This window comes from Vibrio pomeroyi (genome assembly GCA_041879425.1).
In the GTDB taxonomy this organism is placed as follows: domain Bacteria; phylum Pseudomonadota; class Gammaproteobacteria; order Enterobacterales; family Vibrionaceae; genus Vibrio; species Vibrio pomeroyi_A.
On record CP090854.1, the window covers coordinates 77,761 to 99,956 of the forward strand.

Below are 22,196 nucleotides of genomic sequence, written 5' to 3' on the forward strand. Positions count from 1 at the left end.
AGCTATTTAAATAAATAACTATTCAAGTGGATACCAATTCAACTGGATAAATAGGTGCGCGGCTCCTTTTCGATCTTCCTGTTTAAGAGGTTTGACATGTCTTCGACTGAGCAGACACAGCCTTTAATTAGCCACCTTCTGGAACTACGTAATCGCCTATTGCGCGCGATTGTCGCGGTTCTGGTTGTGTTTATAGGGCTAATTTATTTTGCTAATGATATTTATGAATTCGTATCAGCACCTTTAGTAGATCGTCTACCTGAAGGGGCGACGATGATCGCAACGGATGTTGCATCGCCATTTTTCACACCACTGAAATTAACCTTAATCGCGTCAATTTTTGTCGCGGTGCCGTTTATTTTGTATCAGGTGTGGGCGTTTGTTGCTCCGGGTTTATACAAGCATGAGAAGCGCTTGATCATGCCACTTTTGGCGTCAAGTTCTTTGCTGTTTTACTGTGGCGTAGCGTTTGCTTACTTCGTGGTATTCCCGCTGGTATTTAGCTTCTTCACGGCTATCTCTTTGGGGCAGGTAGAGTTCGCAACAGACATATCGAGCTATCTCGATTTTGTACTCGCGCTGTTCTTTGCGTTCGGTATTGCTTTTGAAGTGCCTGTGGCGATTATCTTGTTGTGTTGGACTGGAGCGACAACGCCGAAGGCTTTATCTGAAAAGCGTCCTTACATTGTCGTGGGTGCTTTCATCATCGGTATGATGCTGACACCACCAGATATGATCTCACAAACACTATTGGCGATTCCAATGTGTATTCTGTTTGAGATTGGTCTGTTCTTTGCGCGCTTCTATGTGCGTAAGCCAGATGCTGACGAAGAAGAAGCCGAGTCTTGATTCGCAAGATTCTTTGAGAACATGTTCGAGCGTGTTCTAAAGCAAAAATCACATAATAAAAAAGCGGCCTAGGGCCGCTTTTTTATTATGTCCGTTTATCGAATCTTTAACTGATAGCCACAGTTTTGACATATATAGAGCTCTTTAATGCCCAAAATTTTATGCCATAGGGTTCGATGTTGACGTTGTAAGTGTTGTGAATGGTCACACATAATCAACTACCTCCATATGCAGGTGGTTGATAGTATACACATCACTTTGGTTTAACAAATAAATCGGCTATAAATTCATAAAATCATCTTATTAATAGTTTTATCATAAATTAAACAATGACTTAGCATTTGTTGTGGTTATGTTTTCGACTTCTTCAAGGGTAATTCCGCGCAGTTCGGCGATGCGCTTTGCCACCAATTCTGTGTAGGCAGGTTCATTGCGTTTGCCGCGATTTGGCGTCGGTGCCAAGTAGGGGCAATCTGTTTCTAGGATGACGTAATTCATATCGAGGTGTGGGATCACCTTATCCATTCCTGAATTCTTAAAGGTCGAAACACCACCTAATCCGAGGTGAAAGCCGAGCGCGTTGATCGCTTGAGCTTCTTCTAAGCTGCTGCCAAAACAGTGGAATACGCCACGTAAGCTGCCATCTTGCTCTTGTTTCAGCAGCTCTAGTGTCTCTTCAATAGAGTCACGCGTATGGATCACCACGGGTAGATCGAGCTCTTTTGCCCACTGCAGCTGAGTCACGAACGCCATCTCTTGTTCGGCCTTGAAGGTTTTATCCCAGTACAGGTCGATACCAATCTCACCCACGGCGATGAAGTTATGCTTGTCGAACCAAGCACGAATGGTCTTTAGTGTTTCTTCAATATTTCCATCCACATAACAAGGGTGTAAGCCCATCATTGAACGGCACACATTCGGAAATTGAGCTTCTGTCGCTAGCATTGGCTCGATAGATTCTAAGTCGATGTTCGGCAATAGAATGGTATCAATCCCTTGAGCCAGTGCGCGCTCTACAACTTGCTCGCGGTCTTCATCAAATTCGCTCGCGTAAATATGAGCATGGGTGTCGATCATTGTTTTGTCCTGAAAGCGGTCTTTACTGAGTTGTCATGAGTATACGGCAGTGTGAGGAGAAGGTCATTTTTTGCCATTTATCCCTGTTTTTGAGTGGGTTTTATATTTTACTGCTAGCGTCCTGAGCCATCAGTGATATGCTTTTGCCTGTATTTAGCACTTTTCATATCTAAGTATTTCGGTGCTTAGACTAGGCAAGGAGAATCTAGTGTCTGTTTCAATTCAAGGTCAATTCCCAGGTCGCCGTATGCGCCGTATGCGTAAGCACGACTTTAGCCGTCGCCTAATGGCAGAAAATCAATTGTCTGTGGATGATCTAATCTACCCAATGTTTATCCTGATGGGTAAAGACCGCCGCGAGCCTGTAGAGTCAATGCCGGGTGTTGAACGCCTGTCGATCGACCTTATGCTTGAGGAAGCGGATTACCTGTCTAAACTGGGTGTTCCTGCGATTGCTCTATTCCCAGTCGTGAACCAAGATGCTAAAAGCTTATGTGCAGCTGAAGCCCATAACTCTGAAGGTTTGGTTCAGCGTGCAGTACGCTCATTAAAAGAACACGTGCCAAACATTGGTGTTATCACTGATGTCGCACTAGACCCGTTCACCACTCACGGTCAAGACGGCATCATCGATGAAGATGGCTACGTGATGAACGATGAGACGACTGAAGTCCTGATCAAGCAGGCTTTGTCTCATGCTGAAGCGGGCGCTGATGTGGTTGCACCATCGGATATGATGGACGGTCGTATTGGTAAAATCCGTGAAGCGCTAGAAGAAGCGGGTCATATTCACACCCAAATCATGGCTTACTCGGCGAAATACGCATCGTGCTACTACGGTCCATTCCGTGATGCCGTTGGCAGTGCTTCGAACCTGAAAGGTGGTAACAAGAAGAACTATCAGATGGATCCTGCAAACAGCGATGAAGCAATTCACGAAGTGGCGATGGATCTTAATGAAGGTGCAGACATGGTGATGGTGAAGCCAGGCATGCCTTACCTAGACATCGTGCGCCGTGTGAAGCATGAACTGCAAGCGCCGACATTTGCTTACCAAGTGTCTGGTGAATACGCGATGCACAAAGCTGCAATTCAAAACGGTTGGCTGAAAGAGCGCGACACCGTTATGGAATCACTGCTGTGCTTTAAGCGTGCTGGTGCCGATGGCATTCTGACTTACTTCGCTAAAGATGTGGCTGAGTGGCTTGCAGAAGACAACGCACAAGCAGCAGAGCACCTAAAAGAAAAGTAACGATCTAGCGTTGCTTAACTGATCACCAAAAGGGTTGGCCATTGTGCCAGCCCTTTCGTTTATGAGGATGAAATAAGATGTCAGTCATCGTACGTGAAGGTTCACTGGAAGAAGTGGTTTCAGTTGTGGAGCAGATCTCTGAGTTTGCTAAAAAAGAGAGTGTGGCCTCTCTTTCAGAGCGATTATCAGGTAAGAAGAACCTGATCTTAGTGGCAGAAGAGGCCGGAGTGCTGCTTGGTTTTAAGATTGGCTATGAATTGGATCAGCAAACTTTTTACAGTTGGTTTGGTGGTGTGTCACCGCTCGCAAGAAACAAAGGGGTCGCACAGTCTCAGTTAGATGTTCAGGAGCAGTGGGCGCAACAACAAGGTTATAAGCAGCTGAAAGTGAAATCTCGTAACCAGTTCCCTGCGATGTTACGCCTGCTATTGAGAAACGGTTATCAAATCGAAAAACTGGAAGAAAAAGAAGATATTAATGAAAATAGAATCCATTTCGTGAAGCAATTATCACCTCTGTGAATCGTTTTCAGCAGCGAGATAAAACATGAAAATGAAATTAAATGAGATTTATTATCATTTACTGGTTGACTATTAAATGAGAATCATTATTATTAAACCTGTCTTAGGGAATGAGGAAATGTTCACAAGGATGTTAAGTACTCAAGTATCAACTTGGTTACCCAACAGAATTCTCGCGAACTTGTACTAAGTTCTTTTTGACACGACATTGCTCACATTGCTTCCAGTGTAATTTATAGCTTTTAGGTAAAGCTGTGGTATTCAATTTGAATGGCTTTACCGGTTTTTGCTAGGCGACATCTTCGGGTGTCGCTTTTTTTATATCTCTATTTCAACAAGATGCATATTTAGTGGCACGTATTTTTATGAATAAAACGCCATCAGCATTCTTTTCCACAATGCAAGATCGAAAAAAGATCGTTGATCATATGTTCGATCTGTAATTTTATCCTTTATTTTCAGTTGTTTATTTGTGTTTTTTGCTTGGTTTACCTTAGTTCTCAACAGGGTGGATAAATAATATAAACAGAGTTATCCACAGAACGCTTGTGTCTAAGAACAAAAAATAACAACAAATTGATTATAACGAACACAACCGAGTGAACGGATACGGATCGACAACGTGGAATCCAACCAACAGACGTGGCATTCTTAACAGATAATTTCTGTACTTACTGGATACACAAACATTATGGCTCGTATTCCTGATAATCCATTGATTCTGATCGATGGCTCTTCTTACCTATATCGCGCGTTCCATGCTTACCCTGGCACAATGAGCAATGGTGATATCCCAACTAACGCCGTTTACGGTGTAGTTAACATGCTACGTAGCATGATGCGTCAATTTGCTTCTGATCGTATTGCGGTTATTTTTGATGCGAAAGGAAAGACGTTCCGTGATGACATGTACCCAGAGTACAAAGCAAACCGTCCCCCAATGCCTGACGATCTTCGTTGCCAGATCGAACCTTTGCACAATGTGATTCGTGCGATGGGCTTGCCACTTATCTCTATTCCCGGCGTTGAAGCGGATGACGTGATCGGTACGCTTGCTTCTCAAGCTTCTGCGATGGGCATGCCTGTGCTTATCAGTACTGGCGATAAAGATATGGCACAGCTGGTTGATGACAACGTTACCCTGATCAACACCATGACTAACGTGGTGATGGATCGCGAAGGCGTTATTGAGAAATTTGGTATCCCACCAGAGCTTATCATCGACTACCTTGCGCTGATGGGCGATAAAGTCGATAACATCCCAGGCGTTCCGGGCGTCGGTGACAAGACAGCGACTGCTTTACTGCAAGGTATTGGTAGCATCGAAAAGCTGTACCAAAATCTTGATGACATCGCGGCGCTTGGTTTCCGTGGTTCAAAGACCATGGCTAAGAAGCTGATTGATAATAAAGACAACGCTGAGATGTCTTACGAGCTTGCAACGATCAAACTCGACGTCGAGCTAGAAGAGACTCCTGAGTCGCTTGTAAAAGCACAACCAAATACGGATGAGCTGATTAAGCTATACGGTCAACTGGTCTTCAAATCTTGGCTGAATGAGCTACTTGAAGGTGGCAGCGGCGTGGTTGAGGCGGATGAAAAGTCGGGTGCTGTGCGCAGCAGCACGGCATCAACCACTTCTACCGTAGAAATGAACACCTCTGCAGTGACGATTGATCGCAGCAACTACGAAACCATCTTAGATGAAGCTTCTTTTAATACGTGGCTAGAAAAACTGAAAGCATCAGAGGTGTTTGCCTTTGATACTGAAACAGACAGCTTGGACTACATGGTGGCTAACCTTGTTGGTCTATCATTCGCAACCGAAGAAGGCGTTGCCGCTTACGTACCGGTTGCCCATGACTACCTAGATGCACCTCAACAACTCGATCGTGATTGGGTACTTGAACAGCTTAAGCCGATTCTTGAAGATGACGCACAAGCTAAAGTCGGTCAAAACCTGAAATACGACATGAGCGTTTTAGCGCGCTACGGTATCGAGATGAAAGGCATCAAGCACGACACCATGCTAGCGTCTTACGTCTTCAATAGTGTTGGCGGTAAGCATGATATGGATAGCCTAGCGCTGCGCTTCCTACAGCACAGCTGCATCTCATTCGAGCAAATCGCAGGTAAAGGTAAGAAGCAGCTTACTTTCAACCAGATTGAGCTGGGTGAGGCGTCTCCATACGCTGCAGAAGATGCGGACGTAACACTACGTCTTCATAACCGTTTAATGGAAAACATCGAGCAAGACGAAAAGCTAAAAGCGATTTATGAAGAGATTGAAGTACCACTGATTCCAGTGATGTCTCGTATTGAACGCACTGGTGTATTCATCGACGACATGTTGCTAGGCGCTCAATCGCAAGAGATTGCAGTTCGTCTTGATGAGCTAGAGCAGAAAGCTTACGAGATTGCAGAGCAAGAGTTCAACATGAACTCGCCAAAACAACTGCAAGCGATTCTTTTTGAAAAGATGGGCTTGCCTGTTATTAAGAAAACGCCATCAGGTGCCCCTTCAACCAATGAAGAAGTGCTACAAGAACTGGCGCTTGATTACCCGCTACCTAAGCTGATCATTGAGTATCGTGGCCTTGCGAAGTTGAAATCAACTTACACCGATAAGCTGCCGAAGATGATCAACGCTGAAACTGGTCGTGTTCATACGTCTTACCACCAAGCGGTGACGGCGACGGGTCGTCTGTCTTCTACTGATCCAAACTTACAGAACATTCCAATTCGTAATGATGAAGGTCGTCGCATCCGCCAAGCATTCGTTGCACAGCATGGTTGGAAGATTCTAGCGGTCGATTACTCTCAAATTGAATTACGTATCATGGCGCACCTATCGGGTGACAAAGCGCTTCTGGAGGCATTCCAACAAGGCAAAGATATCCACGCAGCAACGGCGGCTGAGATCATCGGCGTTAATATTGAGGATGTAACGACAGAACAACGTCGTCGTGCTAAAGCCGTTAACTTCGGTCTTATCTACGGTATGAGTGCCTTTGGTTTGGCTAAGCAGCTAGGCATTCCTCGTGGCGAAGCACAGCACTACATGGATACTTACTTCGAGCGCTACCCTGGTGTAATGCAGTACATGGAAGACACACGCAGTGCTGCTTCTGAACAGGGCTTCGTTGAAACCATTTACGGTCGTCGTTTGCACCTTCCTGAAATTCAATCTCGTAATGGCATGCGTCGTAAAGCAGCTGAGCGTGCGGCGATCAACGCGCCAATGCAAGGTACAGCGGCAGACATCATTAAGAAAGCGATGCTATTGGTTGATGAATGGATCCAAGCGGAAGGCGATGGTCGAGTTAAGTTATTGATGCAAGTACACGATGAATTGGTATTTGAAGTGGAAGAGTCATCTTTAGCCGAAATTGAAAGTAAAGTACAAGAATTGATGGAATCAGCTGCAGAGCTAGAAGTGCCGTTGGTTGCGGAAGCTGGCCACGGTGACAACTGGGATCAAGCCCACTAATCAGTTTTTGACCTTATTAAGCAAATTAGTATGAGCCAGTGCACAAACACTGGCTTTTTTTTATCTCGAATAAAGTTGAATCGTGAAAAGGGGTTAGGTGTTTTAATAAAACATTCATGAAAAAAAACTACAAAAATTGTTTTCATTTCTGAGCAATTGTTGTACATTAAATCTCGTAGGGTACAGAGGTAAGATGTTCTATCTTTCAGACCTTTTGTTTCACGTTATTGGATTAGGCTGATTCAGCCGCCCCAGTCAGCATTTGACTGGGGCGTTTTTTCTTGTGCGAAAGAAAAATATTTCCAACCTACTATTCCCCTGTAAATCCGCTTCTTTTTAGTGCCTTTTATTACTCTTTTTCTACTACTCTAGCTAACCCTCAATTCGTCCTAAATCTGGAATTTGATCAGCAATTGGTAATTTAAATCCACACTTAAATTGATTGTTTTATCATTTGAAATAACTTTTATTTTACAAGTTGCCGATAAAGGATTGATGGCTCATGCCTTATTTATCAGAGCATTGAGTCGGTGAATGCTCAATGTAGTCCATGATTTCTTGCTGCTTCTCGGTGCTGTATTTCAGTGCTTCGGCAGTGACTTGGATAGATTGAGCCATAGAGGAGATATTGTTGGTCGCTTTAACCAAGGTTTGTTGCATAGGTTTGAGGATTAGCAGGTAAATAGCGGTCAGGGCGATAATAATCACACCGACAACGGCAACCAGCGCGATGATGACTTTGGTTTGGATATCATCGAGCAACGTTTGGCTTGTCTGTTTAAAGGCGACGCGTGATTGAGCTAAGGCTTGTGGCAGTTGATTGAGCGAGGTCTTGGTTGTGTCTGCAAGCTTGTTGATGCTTTCAACCGTTTGATTGAGAGCCAGTTGTTGTTCGTCGCTGAGGTTAGGGTTATTGACGATGGCTTGCAAAGATTGTGATATCACTTCGAGTGACTCGCTTGCTTCCTGAGCGTACTTTTCCATACCGTCGAGGTCTAAGGTCATATCGACGTTGATCAGTGGTGCTTCCGTGGGTTCTGCGTCAGAGGCGTGGCCTATAACAGGTATCAGGATCATTGCCATTACGGCCAAGAGTGTTTTCCACATGAGTATTCCTTTCTCTATATTCTGTTTATCAAAGTCTGTTTTAGTATGGTCCACTTCTGTTGCTTATAACGGGTTTATCTTGTTTTTTATCCTTAGTTTTTGAATTTAACTCGCTAATTTATAGGTAAAAAAATACCCCACCTATATAAGGCAGGGTATTGATAAGGTGCGACCACTTTATGGTAGCGATCTAGTCCCTCTATATAGAGACTACTCTGAATCGTTGTGTTCTTCGTCTGCTAACTCATCGATAAGCTGGTCTGCAAGCGCTGGCGCGAACCACTCATCCATCTTGGCACGCAGTTGGTCAACGCCGATGCCTTTCATAGAAGAGAAGACATCAACTGCTACATCACCACCGAAAGATTTTGCATCGTTACGGATTTTCAGTAGCTGTGCTTTACGCGCACCGCTTTTCAGTTTGTCTGCTTTTGTTAACAAAACCTGTACTGGGATACGGCTATCGATAGCCCAGTAGATCATTTGTTGGTCAAGGTCTTTCATTGGGTGACGGATATCCATCAATACCACTAGACCTTTTAGGCTTTCACGTCGCTGTAGGTATTCACCTAACGACTTCTGCCACTTTTTCTTCATCTCAAGTGGTACTTGAGCGAAGCCATATCCAGGTAAATCGACGATATGACAACCGTCAGTCACCTTAAATAGGTTAATTAGCTGAGTTCGACCTGGTGTCTTACTGGTTTTCGCCAAGCTTTTTTGGTTTGTAACGCGGTTTAGTGCGCTAGATTTACCAGCATTGGAGCGTCCTGCAAACGCAATTTCGATCCCTTCGTCTTCTGGTAAATGACGAATATCAGGTGCACTGGTAATGAAATGCGTGTTTTGATAATGAATTTTTACGCTCACTGTTAACTCCATCTCGACTTTGTGTAGTCGATTGATTACTTTTTTGTGAATTTGTGTAAAATAACCGTGCTCGGCATAAGGTCGCCTATTGTACCATGAGTGGCAACATAGAGTGGTACTGGAAGCTTGATAATTATAATGGAATGTCATGAAGAAATTAGCGCTAATTTTGAGTCTTTTAGCCAGCTGCTCAGTATGGGCTCAAGGTAGTATTGAAGCTGGTAAAGCCAAATCACAAACATGTGTTGCCTGCCACGGTGCTGACGGCAACAGTCTGATCACTCAGTACCCTAAGCTGGCTGGTCAACATGAGAAGTACCTAGAGAAGCAGTTAAAAGAGCTTAAGCTAGGTATGACAAGTGGTGGTAAGCAAGGTCGTTACGAACCTGTAATGGGTGCAATGGCGATGCCTTTATCTGAAGAAGATATGGCTGACCTAGCGGCATACTACGCATCTCTACCTATCTCTAGTAACTCTACTCCTGAAAATGTAGTAGATGAAGGTAAGGTTCTTTACACGGCGGGTAACGCAGAACGCGGCCTAACGGCGTGTATTGCTTGTCACGGCCCACGTGGTAACGGTACCGAACTTTCAGGTTTCCCTAAGATTTCTGGTCAACACGCAGATTACATCAAGGCTCAACTTGAAAAATTCCGCGATGGTAACCGTAATAACGACATGAATGCGATGATGCGTGATGTAGCTAAAAAGTTAACAGACGCAGAAATTGATACCTTATCGAAGTACGTTGGTGGTCTACACTAATTTGTCGGTTTCTTGCTCTTAGCCAGAGTGAAGAAATGTACGTTCGAGCGAGATTGAAGAGACGCCCCGATCAATTATGGTCGGGGCGTTTTCTTTTTGGCTAGTTTCTTTTGATTGCCACTAGTTATGAATCAATCGCTTATGTCTGATTTATCTATGTGTGATCAATTTGTGTTCGAAAGTGTGAACTCGCACTATTGTAGTCTTTTTGTAACACGGTAAAGTAACCGCCATCAGCTAGGAGCTGACTTAGATATGGATGATCATCTAGTCTAATGGTATAGACAGAAACGGATCAGGCTAGGACAGCCCAGCAACAAGGTGTTAGAAAAGGATAGCCAAAACTCATCAGGACGATGAACAACAAACAAATTTGGCATGGAAAGCACCAATAACAAATGGAGATTTGTGTACCAAGTTGAGTATGCAAATTTTGGCCGATATAGGCAGATTTAGAGAGCGATAGGTTTTCCTATCGCTTTTTTTATTGATTTGATGAAAAAACACCCAATACCTCTCCACTATAAACGCAGTTTCTGGTATGTTTCGCATCCCTGTTTAAGGATGTGCTATGTATACTTGTCCCTTATGCCATCACCAAGGCGTGAATCACTATTTTGAAGACAAACGCAGAGCCTATCTGCAGTGTCAGCAATGTGAACTGGTATTTGTTAAACCTGAACAAAGGTTAGAAGCAAAAGAAGAAAAAGCACACTATGATCTCCATGAGAACGATCCTAGTGATGCAGGCTATCGCCGTTTTTTATCTCGCATCGCGGATCCACTAACAGACAAAATTTCATCTAACTCACAAGGGTTGGATTTTGGTTGTGGCCCAGGCCCTACGCTATCTATCATGTTAGAAGAAGCCGGACACACCATGGAGTTGTACGATATCTATTACCACCCAGAGACTTCTGTGTTGGAAAAAACGTACGACTTTATGACTGCCACGGAGGTGATTGAACATCTTTATCACCCAGACAAAGTGTGGCAGCAATGGTTGAATTTAGTTAAACCCAAAGGCTGGATTGGTCTTATGACTAAGCTAGTAATAGACGTAGATGCGTTTGCTGGTTGGCACTACAAGAATGACCCGACTCATGTTGTCTTCTTTAGTCGTCAAACATTCCAGTTTTTGGCAGAGCGGGATAAGCTCGAACTAGAATTTTTTGGAAATGATGTAATTTTACTGAGGAAAGTGCAGTAATGGCTCGTAGTAAAAAATCAAGAAAGCCGGGAGCTCTTGGCGCTCCGGAACCTATGGTTACTCGTAACCGTAGCGAATCTGATGTTGAAGGTCGTGAACGTAAGCGTGTTAAAAAGCGTAAAGGCCTAAAATCTGGCAGCCGTCACTCAGATGGTAGCGAAGCAAAACAGCGTAAAGCTGCACAAGCTCGCGACCCTCGTTTAGGCAGCAAGAAAAAAATCCCGCTGATTATTGAACCAGCGAAGAAGCCAACGAAACAAGAGCGTAAGCTATCTAACGAACAAGAGTTAGAGATGCTTGAGAACGATGCTCAACTGAACACTCTACTAGACCGTCTTGAAAATGGTGAAAACCTAGGTGCCGGTCTACAGAAGTTCGTTGACGAGAAACTTGATCGTATCGAACACCTAATGGGCCGCTTAGGTCTATTAGAACCAGAAGAAGATGAAGAAGAGATCTTCGAAGAAGCACCAGTTGCCTCTAAGAAGAAAGCAAGCTCTGACGAAGACTTGCTATCTCAATTCGAAGACTTCGACTTAGACAGCTTTAAAGGTTAATAGCCAATGAACGTAACCTTATTAGCAATTGCTGGTGGAATTATCATTCTCGGCTTGGGCTCTTACGCAGGTTACCTTCTACTTCAAGTGAAGAAGCAGACGGAGTTGCAAAAGCAGCATCAAGCACTAGCCATTGAGAAACGTAACGCGACGATTTACGACAACGTAAATACCTTGTGTCTAGCGGGCATTCAAGGGCAGTGTGATTTACCTGAGATCAGTATCCGAGTGTGTATCATTATGGATAACGTTCAGGGTGATGAGCGTGTCGATTTAGATTCTGAATATCCTGCTCTTTCTGAGCTGTACCACATCGTTAAAGATATGGCGCGCGGAGAGGAAAGACAGGAATTGACGAAGAAAGAACGCATGCAGCAGAATCTCACACGCCACAAGGCAGAGACTCGCTTGAACGATGCGGTTATCGAAGATTTGATAAGGTTGCAGGAGAAGGTTAAGCCTCTCAACAACCAAATCAATATTCAGATGATCTAGTCGCTAAGACTATTAATATAGAGGCTCGTTTAATACACGGTGTATTTAAGATTCATTATCTTTAATCCCGAGTGCTGAATGAGCCTTCTTACCTCTTGCACCCCTGTATTTCGGTGCATTGTTAGTGATCAAGCTAGCAGTTCTGAGTTTTTATCTGAAAAAAAGATTTTGTCTTGAAACGACCTTACAAGTCGTGTGGCAAAATAACCCGTCTATATTTTAATGTATGTAAAATGATTTGAGAGACCTTAGGTTCTCGCGGATCTAAATTGGAAGTACCGCTATGTCGAGCAAGCCAGTAACAACGAATCAGCAAATCGTTTGGGATCAAGAGATCTTAAACAAGTACAACTATTCGGGACCTCGTTACACCTCATACCCAACTGCGTTGGAGTTTCATGAAGCGTTTACCGTCGCTGATTACGACATGGCGTGTACGCAATACCCAGAGCGTCCACTCTCTCTTTACGTGCATATCCCGTTCTGCCACAAGCTTTGTTACTACTGTGGTTGTAATAAGGTTATTACTCGTCACTCGCACAAAGCGGATGAGTATCTAGATGTAATTGAGCATGAAATCCGCCAACGTGCGTCTCTGCTTAATGGTCGCGAAGTGACGCAATTGCACTTCGGTGGCGGCACACCAACCTTCTTGAGCAAGACTCAAATCACTCGTTTGATGATGATTCTACGTGATGAGTTTAACTTCACCGCGGATGCTGAAATCAGTATCGAGGTAGACCCACGTGAGATTGAGTTAGATGTGCTCGATCACCTACGTAACGAAGGCTTTAACCGTCTGAGTATTGGTGTTCAAGACTTCAATAAAGAAGTACAGAAGCTAGTTAATCGTGAGCAAGATGAAGAGTTCATTATTGCGATGGTTCAACGTGCTAAAGAACTAGGTTTCCGTTCGACTAACTTAGATTTGATCTACGGTCTGCCAAAGCAAACCCAAGAGCTATTCGCTGAAACACTGAAGCAAGTGCTTGAGATGAAGCCGGGTCGTTTATCGGTATTTAACTACGCGCACATGCCACAACTGTTTGCGGCGCAGCGTAAGATTAAAGATGAAGACCTGCCTGAAGCAAAAGAGAAAATGGCTATCCTGCAAGATACTATCGAGACTCTAACGGGTGCGGGTTACCAGTTCATCGGTATGGACCACTTTGCTCTACCTGAAGACGAGCTAGCGGTTGCACAGCGTGAAGGTATTCTGCATCGTAACTTCCAAGGCTACACGACCCAAGGTGAAGCTGACCTAATTGGTTTTGGTGTTTCTGCTATCTCGATGGTGGGTGATGCTTACGCACAGAACCAAAAAGAGCTGAAGAAATACTACGCTCAGGTCAATGACCTGCGCCACGCACTTTGGAAAGGTGTGGCACTCGATAGCGATGACCTTCTACGTCGTGAAGTGATCAAGCAGCTTATCTGTAACTTTAAGCTTGATAAGACCATGATCGAATCTGAGTTCTCGGTTAACTTTAATCGTTACTTCAAGGAAGACTTAGAGCTTCTACAAACCTTCATTAATGATGAGTTGGTTGAAGTCGACGACAAAGAGATTCGCGTGACTCTGCGTGGCCGTTTGTTGATTCGTAACATCTGTATGTGTTTCGATAAATACCTACGCGCTAAGGCTCGCCAGCAGCAATTCTCTCGCGTGATCTAATCGCTCAATTGAGAGTAGGCACATAAAAAATAGAGACATAAAAAATGCCAGCATCATGCTGGCATTTTTGTATCTGTGGTTTGTTCTCTAGAGGCTGCCTGCAGATTTAGCTGATGCTCTCTTTGGCTTCGGTATTCGGTTTGATTTTGGCACTCTGTTGAGCATTGCTTAGATCGGTTGGCCATTGGTCAAAAGGTACTGGGCGACTGTATAAGAACCCTTGTGCTTGCGGGCATTGCAGCTGTTTAAGTAGGTCTGCTTGCTGCTGAGTTTCAACGCCTTCGGCGACTAAGCTAACCTTGAAGCCTTTGGTAATGTTGACAATGGCTGCAACGATAGAGCTGTCTAGATTCTCTTTATCAAGCTTACTGACAAAGCTGCGATCAATCTTCAGGCAATCAAATGGCAGCTTGTGCAGGTAGGCCAGTGACGAATAACCAGTACCGAAATCATCAATGGCAATTGAGATTCCCAATGCTTTGAGAGTCAGCATATTGTCGATGATGGTTGGGTCATTATCGATGATGCGTGACTCAGTGATTTCTAGCGTAAGGTTTTTGGCTGGTAACTTCGTATCACTCAGCGTATTTTTCACTAAACTAATAAACCCACTCTCACTGAGCTGATCGACAGATAGGTTAACGTGAATCGAAAAGTCTTCGCTCCATTTCCCTGACTCAATCGCAATTGCCGTATCTCGACAAGACTTGTGCAGGATCTGCTTACCAATGTCGTAGATAAGTCCGGTTTCTTCTGCCAGTGGAATGAATTCCAGTGGTGAGATAATCCCTTCGTCGGTGACCCAGCGAGCTAAAGCCTCAGCACCTATGGTAGTACCTGATTCTAGGTCGATGATTGGCTGATAAAAGGGTTCAAATTGCTGCAGCTCAATCGCTTTGTTCAGTCGAGCCAACATCTTAGTGCGGTGTCGAGAGGCGTTGCCCATCTCAGGGCTATAGATGCTGACGCGTGTTTTATCTTGTTTGGCATTGCTGAGCGCAATGCTGCTGTTACGAAGCCACGACGTAATATCTTGATCGTTTGATACATGCACAACACCAATCGAAACCTTGACCACGACACTTTCAGATTCCATCGCAAACGGTGAAGCAAAGGTCTGAACCAAACGGTTAGCAAGCAGTTGAACGTCTTCCTCTTGGGTGACGTTGGGTGCGTATATGGCGAACTCATCCCCGCCAGTGCGTGCCAACAGGTAATCCGATGGTAGCGTGCCTCTCAAGCGAGCGGCAGAGATGATAAGCAGTTGGTCACCATTGTAGTGACCTAGGCTGTTATTGATGTCTCGGAAGCGATCGATACCAACCAAGTACAGCGTGCCTTTTTCGGTTACTGCGTTTTTCTTTGCTGCATCGATAAAGCCTTCTCGGCTGTAGAGTTTGGTCAACGAGTCATAGGTCAGTTGTGACTGTAACTGTTGGAATGACGCTTTCAGGTTGTTGGCCATTTCGTTGAAGGCTTCTACCAACATACTGGTTTCGTAGATATTGCCCGACTTCGGCATGCTGCTGTCCCAGTCACCTTTGGCAAGGCGTTTTGCGGCATCCGCGGTGGAGGTGATGGGTTGGGTCACACGATTGAAAGCGATTAATCCCGCGATAATCCCGATGCAGCTAAGCGCGAGCCCAAGTAGCCAACTGTCTCTTTGGTTTTCCGGCAATTCACCAAGTAGGTTACTTTCTGGAATCGACATACCAATAAACCAAGTGAGGCCATGTTTATCTTCATAAGGTGTGATTTGGTTAAAGTATTGCTCGCCATCCAAAGTGAACTTGAAGCGTTGTACGCCCATGTCGTCAATCAAATGCAGTTGATTAACATAATTAGCGCTCTCTCGTATTACTGGGTTGGCGCTTTCAGTGGCTAATAAGCGTTGGCCTTTATGCGTCTTACCTGTGCCCCAAGAGACAACACTGCCACCACCGGAGTGTGCGACTAAACGTTGTTGCTGATCGATGATATAGACAGAAGCATCGGTCTTGTCTTTTAGGTTCTTCAGGAATGCGTTAAAGGTATTGATCTTGATGTCGCTGACGATGACCGCTTTAAATTCATTGTCGGAATAGATAGGGGCGAGGGCAGAAAGAGTAATCTCTTGGCGTTCATCCGCATTGGCGTAAATTGGCGACCATACTGCTTTTTTCTCATTAACAACCGGTGTGTACCAAGGGCGGACTCTCGGATCGTATCCGGAAATGACCGAGCGAATGTCTTCGCTAATTTTGCTTCCGCGGTAGATGACGAGTTGATCTTGGGTTCGTTCATCTTGCACCATTAAGGTGTAGCCGTTGTTAGCCTCTTTACGCAAACCGACATAGTTACCATCTTCAGAGCCAAAGCCGATCACATCCAGTTGAGGAACAGCAGTGAAATGGTCGGAAAACTTATAAAGGATGTAATCTTGAACCTTACTGAGATTACCGGGCTGATAGAGCTTGTGGTAACCAATGTTGTGGCTGAGGGAGAGGTTCGCGTGAAAGGGTTTTTCTAAAAAATCGGAAAGGCTTTGATGAACGTTGTCAGTGAGTGATGCTAGCTGACGTGCGCTAATATCACTCACCATCTCTTTGTAGCTTTGCTTTTGAGTGAAAACCATTACGCCCATAGTGAACAGAAATATCATCACGAATGGCAGAACCACTGCGGTTCTCAATGTAATTTGTGTTTTCAAAGACATCTTTAGCTACAACTTTGGTGAATAGTGTACTGTAATTGTACCGACACTATTCAAACCAAGCGACACTTTTTTGGTTAAAAAGTAGCTGCATCGAGAGTCATATAATGCCTAGTACAGTTCTTTAAGCTTGCGAGTTAGGGTGTTTCGTCCCCATCCCAAAACCTTCGCTGCATCTTGTTTATGACCATTAGTATGGTTGAGCGCAGCCTCTAGCAGTATACGTTCAAACTCTGGCAGAGCATAAGTCAGCAGCTCTTTTTCTCCTGAATCAAGCGCACATTTTGCCCAATTCGCAAGCAGTTGCTGCCAGTTATCTCCAGTACCTGAAGTGGTCACCACTTTCTCTTCCAACAGCTCAGGTGGTAAGTCCGAAGGTAATATCTCACTACCACTCGCCATTACGGTCAACCAACGACAAATGTTCTCAAGCTGACGCACGTTACCCGGCCAATTGAGCTGGTTTAGCTTCATTATGGTTTCTGGGTGCAGTGTTTTCACTTCAACACCGAGCTCTTCAGCGGCTGATGCCAAGAAGTGATGAGTCAGCTTTTCGATGTCTTGTTTACGTTCGCGCAGTGCAGGGATGTGAATTCTGATTACATTGAGTCGGTGGAACAAGTCCTCTCGGAAATCGCCTTCATGCACCAAGCGTTCAAGATCTTGGTGAGTTGCCGCCACAATACGCACGTCAACTTTAACCGCAGAATGACCGCCGACACGATAAAACTGTCCATCAGAAAGCACACGCAACAGGCGGGTCTGAATGTCGAGTGGCATGTCACCGATCTCATCAAGAAACAGTGTTCCGCCGTTGGCTTGCTCGAAGCGCCCTTGGCGAACGCTATTGGCTCCGGTAAAGGCTCCTTTCTCGTGGCCAAATAGCTCTGATTCAATCAGGTCTTTAGGAATAGCCGCCATGTTGAGGGCGATAAAGGGCTTCTTTGCTCTTGGGCTATGGCGATGTAAGGCATGAGCCACTAACTCTTTACCTGTACCGGATTCACCATTAATGAGTACGGAAATGGATGAGCGCGATAAGCGACCAATGGCTCGGAAAACTTCCTGCATCGCCGGTGCTTCACCGATGATCTCGGGCGCGTTGGTCTCTTCAGTGACTTCGCTGGCTTGTTCGCGCTTCTGTTCTTGGCTGTGTGCGATCGCCCGCTCTACTAGCGTGAGTGTCTCATCGATATCAAACGGCTTTGGCAGGTATTCGAAGGCACCTTTTTGGTACGCATTTACTGCAGCATCAAGGTCGGAGTGCGCGGTCATGATGATCACCGGCAGATCGGGAGAGCGTTGATGCACTTGATGCAGCAGCTCAATCCCGTCGATACCAGGCATGCGAATGTCAGACACTAATACGTCTGGCGTCTCGCGCTCAAGAGCAAGCAGCACGCTCTCTGCATCAGCAAATGTTTCGCACTTTATATCCGCAGATGAAAGTGTCTTCTCTACTACCCAGCGGATAGAGCTGTCGTCATCGACGACCCAAACGTATCCCTTACTCATAATTCAATTCCTTTGCAGCCAAATCTATTGTGATAATCATTGTTGTTTTTATTGTTCGTATTCTTCGTTGCCATGAAGCTCACTTTCTCATCGAGAAGTGTCGCTTTGTTTATATCGGCAAATAAATCGTGAATGTGGTGTTACCTGGCCAGCTCTCAACATCAATCTTTCCGTTGTGCTGATCGATCAGGTTTTGAGATATCGATAACCCTAAGCCTGTGCCACCCTCTCGTCCGCTAACCATTGGGTAAAAAAGCGTGTCTTTTAATTCGTCGGGGATACCCGGGCCGTTATCGCTGATCTCAATTCGAGCAGCGAGCTTGTGTCGCTGCCCATGAATGTTTGCTTGATGCACCGTTCTGGTGCGAATGGTGATTTTCCCAGACTCCTGAGTCTTTAGAATCTGCGCCGCATTACTCACGATATTAAGCATGGCTTGTTCAACTTGTGCAGAATCCATCAAAATCGCAGGTAGACTTGGATCGTAATCTCGTTCGATAGCGAGCGTCGAACCCGATTCGAGCTCAACAAGCTGCCTTACTTTTTCTAGAATCTGGTGAAGGTTCTCTTCTGATTTGGTTCCCGGCTTTTGCGGGCCAAGCAGGCGATCGACTAAAGCGCGCAAGCGGTCGGCTTGCTCAATAATGATCTGGGTGTACTCATTCAGAGACTGATCAGGGAGCATCTTTCCAAGCAGCTGCGCAGCACCTCTTAAACCACCCAATGGGTTTTTAATTTCATGGGCTAATCCACGTACCAACAACTTAGCCGCTTGCTGTTGTGCATGTTGGTTAAGCTCTTGGCTGAGGCGTCTTTGTTGGTCTATCTTGCGCATTTCAACTAATAGCAGCGTCTCACGTTGCCACGAGATTGGACTAACCGTCACCTCAAGCATCAGAGGACGGTTATCAACAACAAAGGTCACGTCGCTGTCGGTAATGCTTTGGCCACTTTGTAGTGGTTGGGTCAGCAATGCCAAATCAAGAGAAGCATGTTGGATAAGCTGACTCAGTGGATGATCAACAATGCGTCGCGCGCTTTGTGAAAAGAGTTGTTCAGCCGCCGGATTGGCGTATCGCACATAGAGTTGCTCATCGAGCATCAATGTCGAAGTCACCATATTGTCGAGAATGGCGCTGGAAAGATGATGTGTATCTATGCTGTCGCTTTTGGCTGATCGATTCACTATTTCGTCCTTGAACTGGTGTTTTTCTCACTGCACCAAATTGGTGCGTAGCTAAGTTCAAGTATGGCGCATATCAACCAGAAGCTAAAGATAATTCATTAGAGTTGCTGAAAGCTGCTTCGATTAGGTGAAAAGTAGAGGTAATTCAGTCTCTTTTAACACATTGGCCTACTTGAGCGTCGCTCGATGTAAATACACGGTGACTGGACTAGTAGATGCAATAAGCTTGCCGCTTCTATGTGCTTGAATTGCAATGGTGTGAGTACCTCGATCGATACCTTTTAATTCCCAGTTAGCTTGGGTTTGAGGAGCCCCGTAACGGCGGCCATCGAGCATCAATTGCAGCTGCTCTCCAATACCGAGTTTGCGGTTAAGCTCGATTTGAATTGGAATTAAACCGCGGTTGCTACGGATAGTTTGATCATGAACAGGTGTCAGCATGGTGAGTGTTAGCTGCGCCGGAGCCTCGCGTTCTGTGGTTTCGGTTTGTGGTTGAGCGGACGATGCTGTTGAAGCTGCAGCATCAACGGGAGTCGAGGCCTCAAATTTCGGGGCGGGTGCAGATGCTTGTACATCAGGCAGGCGAAGAGACTTAGCGCTTTGATCGGTCGGTGTGTCACTAAAGTGGAGTACGCCATCCTCATCAACCCAGGTATACACCGTTTGAGCTGAGCACGAGAACGCGACTGTTAACCCGATTAGGAACAGTATGTTTTTCATATCTTTAGCCTCTTTCCACCCTTGGGTGGTTTCACGTTTGGCATTGGTTTTATTGGTTTTGATTTTGTTGTATTTAGCGCGACAGCCTCTGAGGGCTTTTGTTAAATACCAATCACAGTAAGTTAATGCTCAGAAATAGCGCAGGAAAAAGGCTTGAGAACGAGACAGGTTTTTTCGATAAGTAGTTATTCTACAATCACAAAACCTAACGATGTTATCGAGTGTTTTAACAAGCTGGGCTGAGTAGTTATTTACTACGATTGGTATCTAGTATGGTACGAGGAGGGGAGCATCGAGAGAATATAAAAAAGGCCCGCCTGCGAGGCGAGCCTAATATTTAGTTAGCGATTCTTACAAGGTTGCAGTAAGAAATGGCATATCTCTACCAGAGATTAAACTGAGTAGTACAGTTCAAACTCAAGTGGGTGTGTAGCCATGTTCACGCGTTGTACGTCGTCAGATTTCAGAGCGATGTAAGAATCGATGAAGTCGTCAGAGAATACGCCGCCAGCTGTTAGGAACTCACGGTCTTCGCTAAGCGCTGCTAGAGCTTCTTGTAGAGATTCTGCAACTGTTGGGATTTCAGCTGCTTCTTCTGCAGGAAGGTCGTATAGATCTTTATCCATAGCTTCGCCTGGGTGAATCTTGTTCTTGATGCCGTCAAGGCCAGCCATAAGCATTGCTGAGTAGCATAGGTATGGGTTAGCTGCTGGGTCACCAAAACGTAGCTCGATACGACGTGCTTTAGGGCTTGGAACTACTGGGATACGGATAGAAGCAGAACGGTTACGTGCTGAGTAAGCAAGCATTACAGGTGCTTCGAAACCAGGTACAAGACGCTTGTACGAGTTAGTTGATGGGTTAGCAAACGCGTTGATTGCACGAGCGTGCTTGATTACACCACCGATGTAGTAAAGAGCCATTTCAGATAGGCCGCCGTACTTATCACCAGCAAACAGGTTAACGCCGTCTTTTGCTAGAGATTGGTGAACGTGCATACCAGAACCGTTATCACCAACTAGTGGCTTAGGCATGAATGTCGCTGTTTTACCAAATGCGTGAGCAACGTTGTGTACAACGTACTTGTAGATTTGAGTTTCATCAGCTTTCGCTGTTAGCGTGTTGAAGCGAGTAGCGATTTCGTTTTGACCCGCAGTTGCTACTTCGTGGTGGTGAGCTTCAACTACTAGGCCCATCTCTTCCATTACTAGACACATTGCTGAACGGATGTCTTGAGATGAATCTACAGGAGCTACTGGGAAGTAACCGCCTTTAACGCCAGGACGGTGACCTTTGTTACCGCCTTCGAAGTCAGTACCTGTGTTCCAAGCTGCTTCTACGTCATCGATCTTGAAGAAAGAACCAGACATGTCGTTTGAGAACTTAACGTCATCAAATAGGAAGAACTCTGGCTCTGGACCAACTAGAACTGTGTCTGCGATACCTGTAGAACGTAGGTACTCTTCAGAACGTTTAGCGATAGAGCGTGGGTCACGGTCGTAGCCTTGCATTGTTGCAGGCTCAAGAATGTCACAACGGATGTTTAGCGTTGCGTCTTCTGTGAATGGGTCCAGTACAGCTGATGCTGCGTCTGGCATCATTACCATGTCAGATTCGTTAATGCCTTTCCAACCAGCTACTGAAGAGCCGTCAAACATTTTGCCTTCTTCGAAGAAGTCTGCATCAACTTGGTGAGAAGGAATAGAGATATGCTGCTCTTTACCTTTTGTATCAGTAAAACGTAAGTCGATAAATTTAACTTCGTTCTCTTGGATCAGGGATAGTACATTTTCTACTGACATCTTGGATAACCTCCAGTGTTATTAATTCGGTATTAGCTCGATTCGGTTGAAACTAGCATTGATTAATGTCTATAAGTGCATTAATCGATGCTGATTTATCTATAGCCAAAAACGTGCCAAAAAAATTATTCCATTAATTTCAATGATTTAACTGTTTTTAAGTTTTGCTTAATCGACTTTTTGCACCAAAATGATCTCTGATTGCACTTTATTGGTGCAATCGTTTGTCTATGCACCAATATGAGACAATAAGCGAACACCATTCAGCAATGAATTGCCTAAGTTGTCAATCCACTTTTGTCATTTTGCCGGAGATTTGGCTTGTGACTCGCGCGTGATGCTTTTTTAGAATCCTACGAATCGGGCTACCCAACACTGTACTGAATCAAAGTTAAGAGGATATGAATCGCTA

17 protein-coding genes are annotated in these 22,196 nt (G+C 45.0%); 9 read left to right on the forward strand and 8 right to left on the reverse strand.

Annotated elements, in window-relative coordinates:
• Positions 1 to 96: 96 nt before the first annotated feature.
• Positions 97 to 849 carry a twin-arginine translocase subunit TatC gene (tatC, locus tag L0992_00350; GenBank protein ID XGB67219.1) on the forward strand — a complete coding sequence of 251 codons (753 nt, stop codon included), beginning with the start codon at positions 97 to 99 and terminating at the stop codon, positions 847 to 849.
• Positions 850 to 1,164: 315 nt separating this feature from the next.
• On the opposite strand, the gene L0992_00355 is transcribed toward tatC, so the two are convergent.
• A complete protein-coding gene (locus tag L0992_00355; protein XGB67220.1) occupies positions 1,165 to 1,926 on the reverse strand; it encodes a TatD family hydrolase in 762 nt (253 codons plus the stop codon).
• 208 nt (positions 1,927 to 2,134) lie between these two features.
• Here L0992_00355 and hemB point away from each other — a divergent pair, with 208 nt between their 5' ends.
• The 3 genes from hemB (at position 2,135) to polA (ending at position 7,189) form a co-directional block, all read left to right on the forward strand.
• Complete coding sequence (gene hemB / locus L0992_00360; protein XGB67221.1) at positions 2,135 to 3,178, forward strand: porphobilinogen synthase; 1,044 nt, start codon at positions 2,135 to 2,137, stop codon at positions 3,176 to 3,178.
• A gap of 77 nt (positions 3,179 to 3,255) precedes the next feature.
• Complete coding sequence (locus L0992_00365) at positions 3,256 to 3,699, forward strand: GNAT family N-acetyltransferase (GenBank protein ID XGB67222.1); 444 nt, start codon at positions 3,256 to 3,258, stop codon at positions 3,697 to 3,699.
• Positions 3,700 to 4,390: 691 nt separating this feature from the next.
• A complete protein-coding gene (gene polA / locus L0992_00370; GenBank protein ID XGB67223.1) occupies positions 4,391 to 7,189 on the forward strand; it encodes a DNA polymerase I in 2,799 nt (932 codons plus the stop codon).
• Positions 7,190 to 7,696: 507 nt separating this feature from the next.
• Here polA and L0992_00375 read toward each other — a convergent pair.
• Positions 7,697 to 8,296: a GTP-binding protein gene (locus L0992_00375; protein XGB67224.1), complete on the reverse strand. Its 600-nt coding sequence runs from the start codon at positions 8,294 to 8,296 to the stop codon at positions 7,697 to 7,699.
• A gap of 210 nt (positions 8,297 to 8,506) precedes the next feature.
• Complete coding sequence (gene yihA, locus L0992_00380; GenBank protein XGB67225.1) at positions 8,507 to 9,166, reverse strand: ribosome biogenesis GTP-binding protein YihA/YsxC; 660 nt, start codon at positions 9,164 to 9,166, stop codon at positions 8,507 to 8,509.
• Between the two features lie 148 nt (positions 9,167 to 9,314).
• On the opposite strand from yihA, the gene L0992_00385 reads away from it, so the two are divergent.
• From L0992_00385 to hemN, 5 genes are all read left to right on the forward strand, one after another.
• Positions 9,315 to 9,932 (forward strand): cytochrome c4, encoded by a 618-nt coding sequence (locus tag L0992_00385; GenBank protein ID XGB67226.1) that lies wholly within the window; start codon positions 9,315 to 9,317, stop codon positions 9,930 to 9,932.
• 571 nt (positions 9,933 to 10,503) lie between these two features.
• On the forward strand, positions 10,504 to 11,142 hold the full coding sequence (locus tag L0992_00390; GenBank protein XGB67227.1) for a class I SAM-dependent methyltransferase: 639 nt from the start codon (positions 10,504 to 10,506) through the stop codon (positions 11,140 to 11,142).
• Positions 11,142 to 11,699 carry a Der GTPase-activating protein YihI gene (gene yihI, locus L0992_00395; GenBank protein XGB67228.1) on the forward strand — a complete coding sequence of 186 codons (558 nt, stop codon included), beginning with the start codon at positions 11,142 to 11,144 and terminating at the stop codon, positions 11,697 to 11,699. Before L0992_00390 ends, yihI begins: the two co-directional genes overlap by 1 nt.
• A gap of 6 nt (positions 11,700 to 11,705) precedes the next feature.
• Complete coding sequence (locus L0992_00400; protein XGB67229.1) at positions 11,706 to 12,194, forward strand: DUF2489 domain-containing protein; 489 nt, start codon at positions 11,706 to 11,708, stop codon at positions 12,192 to 12,194.
• 283 nt (positions 12,195 to 12,477) lie between these two features.
• Positions 12,478 to 13,869: an oxygen-independent coproporphyrinogen III oxidase gene (gene hemN / locus L0992_00405; GenBank protein XGB67230.1), complete on the forward strand. Its 1,392-nt coding sequence runs from the start codon at positions 12,478 to 12,480 to the stop codon at positions 13,867 to 13,869.
• Between the two features lie 106 nt (positions 13,870 to 13,975).
• Here the strand turns inward: hemN and L0992_00410 are convergent, their stop codons facing one another.
• The 5 genes from L0992_00410 to glnA form a co-directional block, all read right to left on the reverse strand.
• Entirely contained in the window at positions 13,976 to 16,564 is a 2,589-nt protein-coding gene (locus tag L0992_00410; protein XGB67231.1) for an EAL domain-containing protein, read from the reverse strand.
• Positions 16,565 to 16,672: 108 nt separating this feature from the next.
• Positions 16,673 to 18,076: a nitrogen regulation protein NR(I) gene (gene glnG / locus L0992_00415; GenBank protein ID XGB67232.1), complete on the reverse strand. Its 1,404-nt coding sequence runs from the start codon at positions 18,074 to 18,076 to the stop codon at positions 16,673 to 16,675.
• A gap of 109 nt (positions 18,077 to 18,185) precedes the next feature.
• Positions 18,186 to 19,262, reverse strand: coding sequence for a nitrogen regulation protein NR(II) (gene glnL, locus L0992_00420; protein ID XGB67233.1), 1,077 nt, complete (start codon positions 19,260 to 19,262; stop codon positions 18,186 to 18,188).
• A 168-nt stretch (positions 19,263 to 19,430) separates the two neighbouring features.
• On the reverse strand, positions 19,431 to 19,982 hold the full coding sequence (locus L0992_00425; protein ID XGB67234.1) for a DUF4124 domain-containing protein: 552 nt from the start codon (positions 19,980 to 19,982) through the stop codon (positions 19,431 to 19,433).
• Positions 19,983 to 20,374: 392 nt separating this feature from the next.
• A complete protein-coding gene (gene glnA, locus L0992_00430; protein ID XGB67235.1) occupies positions 20,375 to 21,784 on the reverse strand; it encodes a glutamate--ammonia ligase in 1,410 nt (469 codons plus the stop codon).
• Between the last annotated feature and the right edge of the window lie 412 nt (positions 21,785 to 22,196).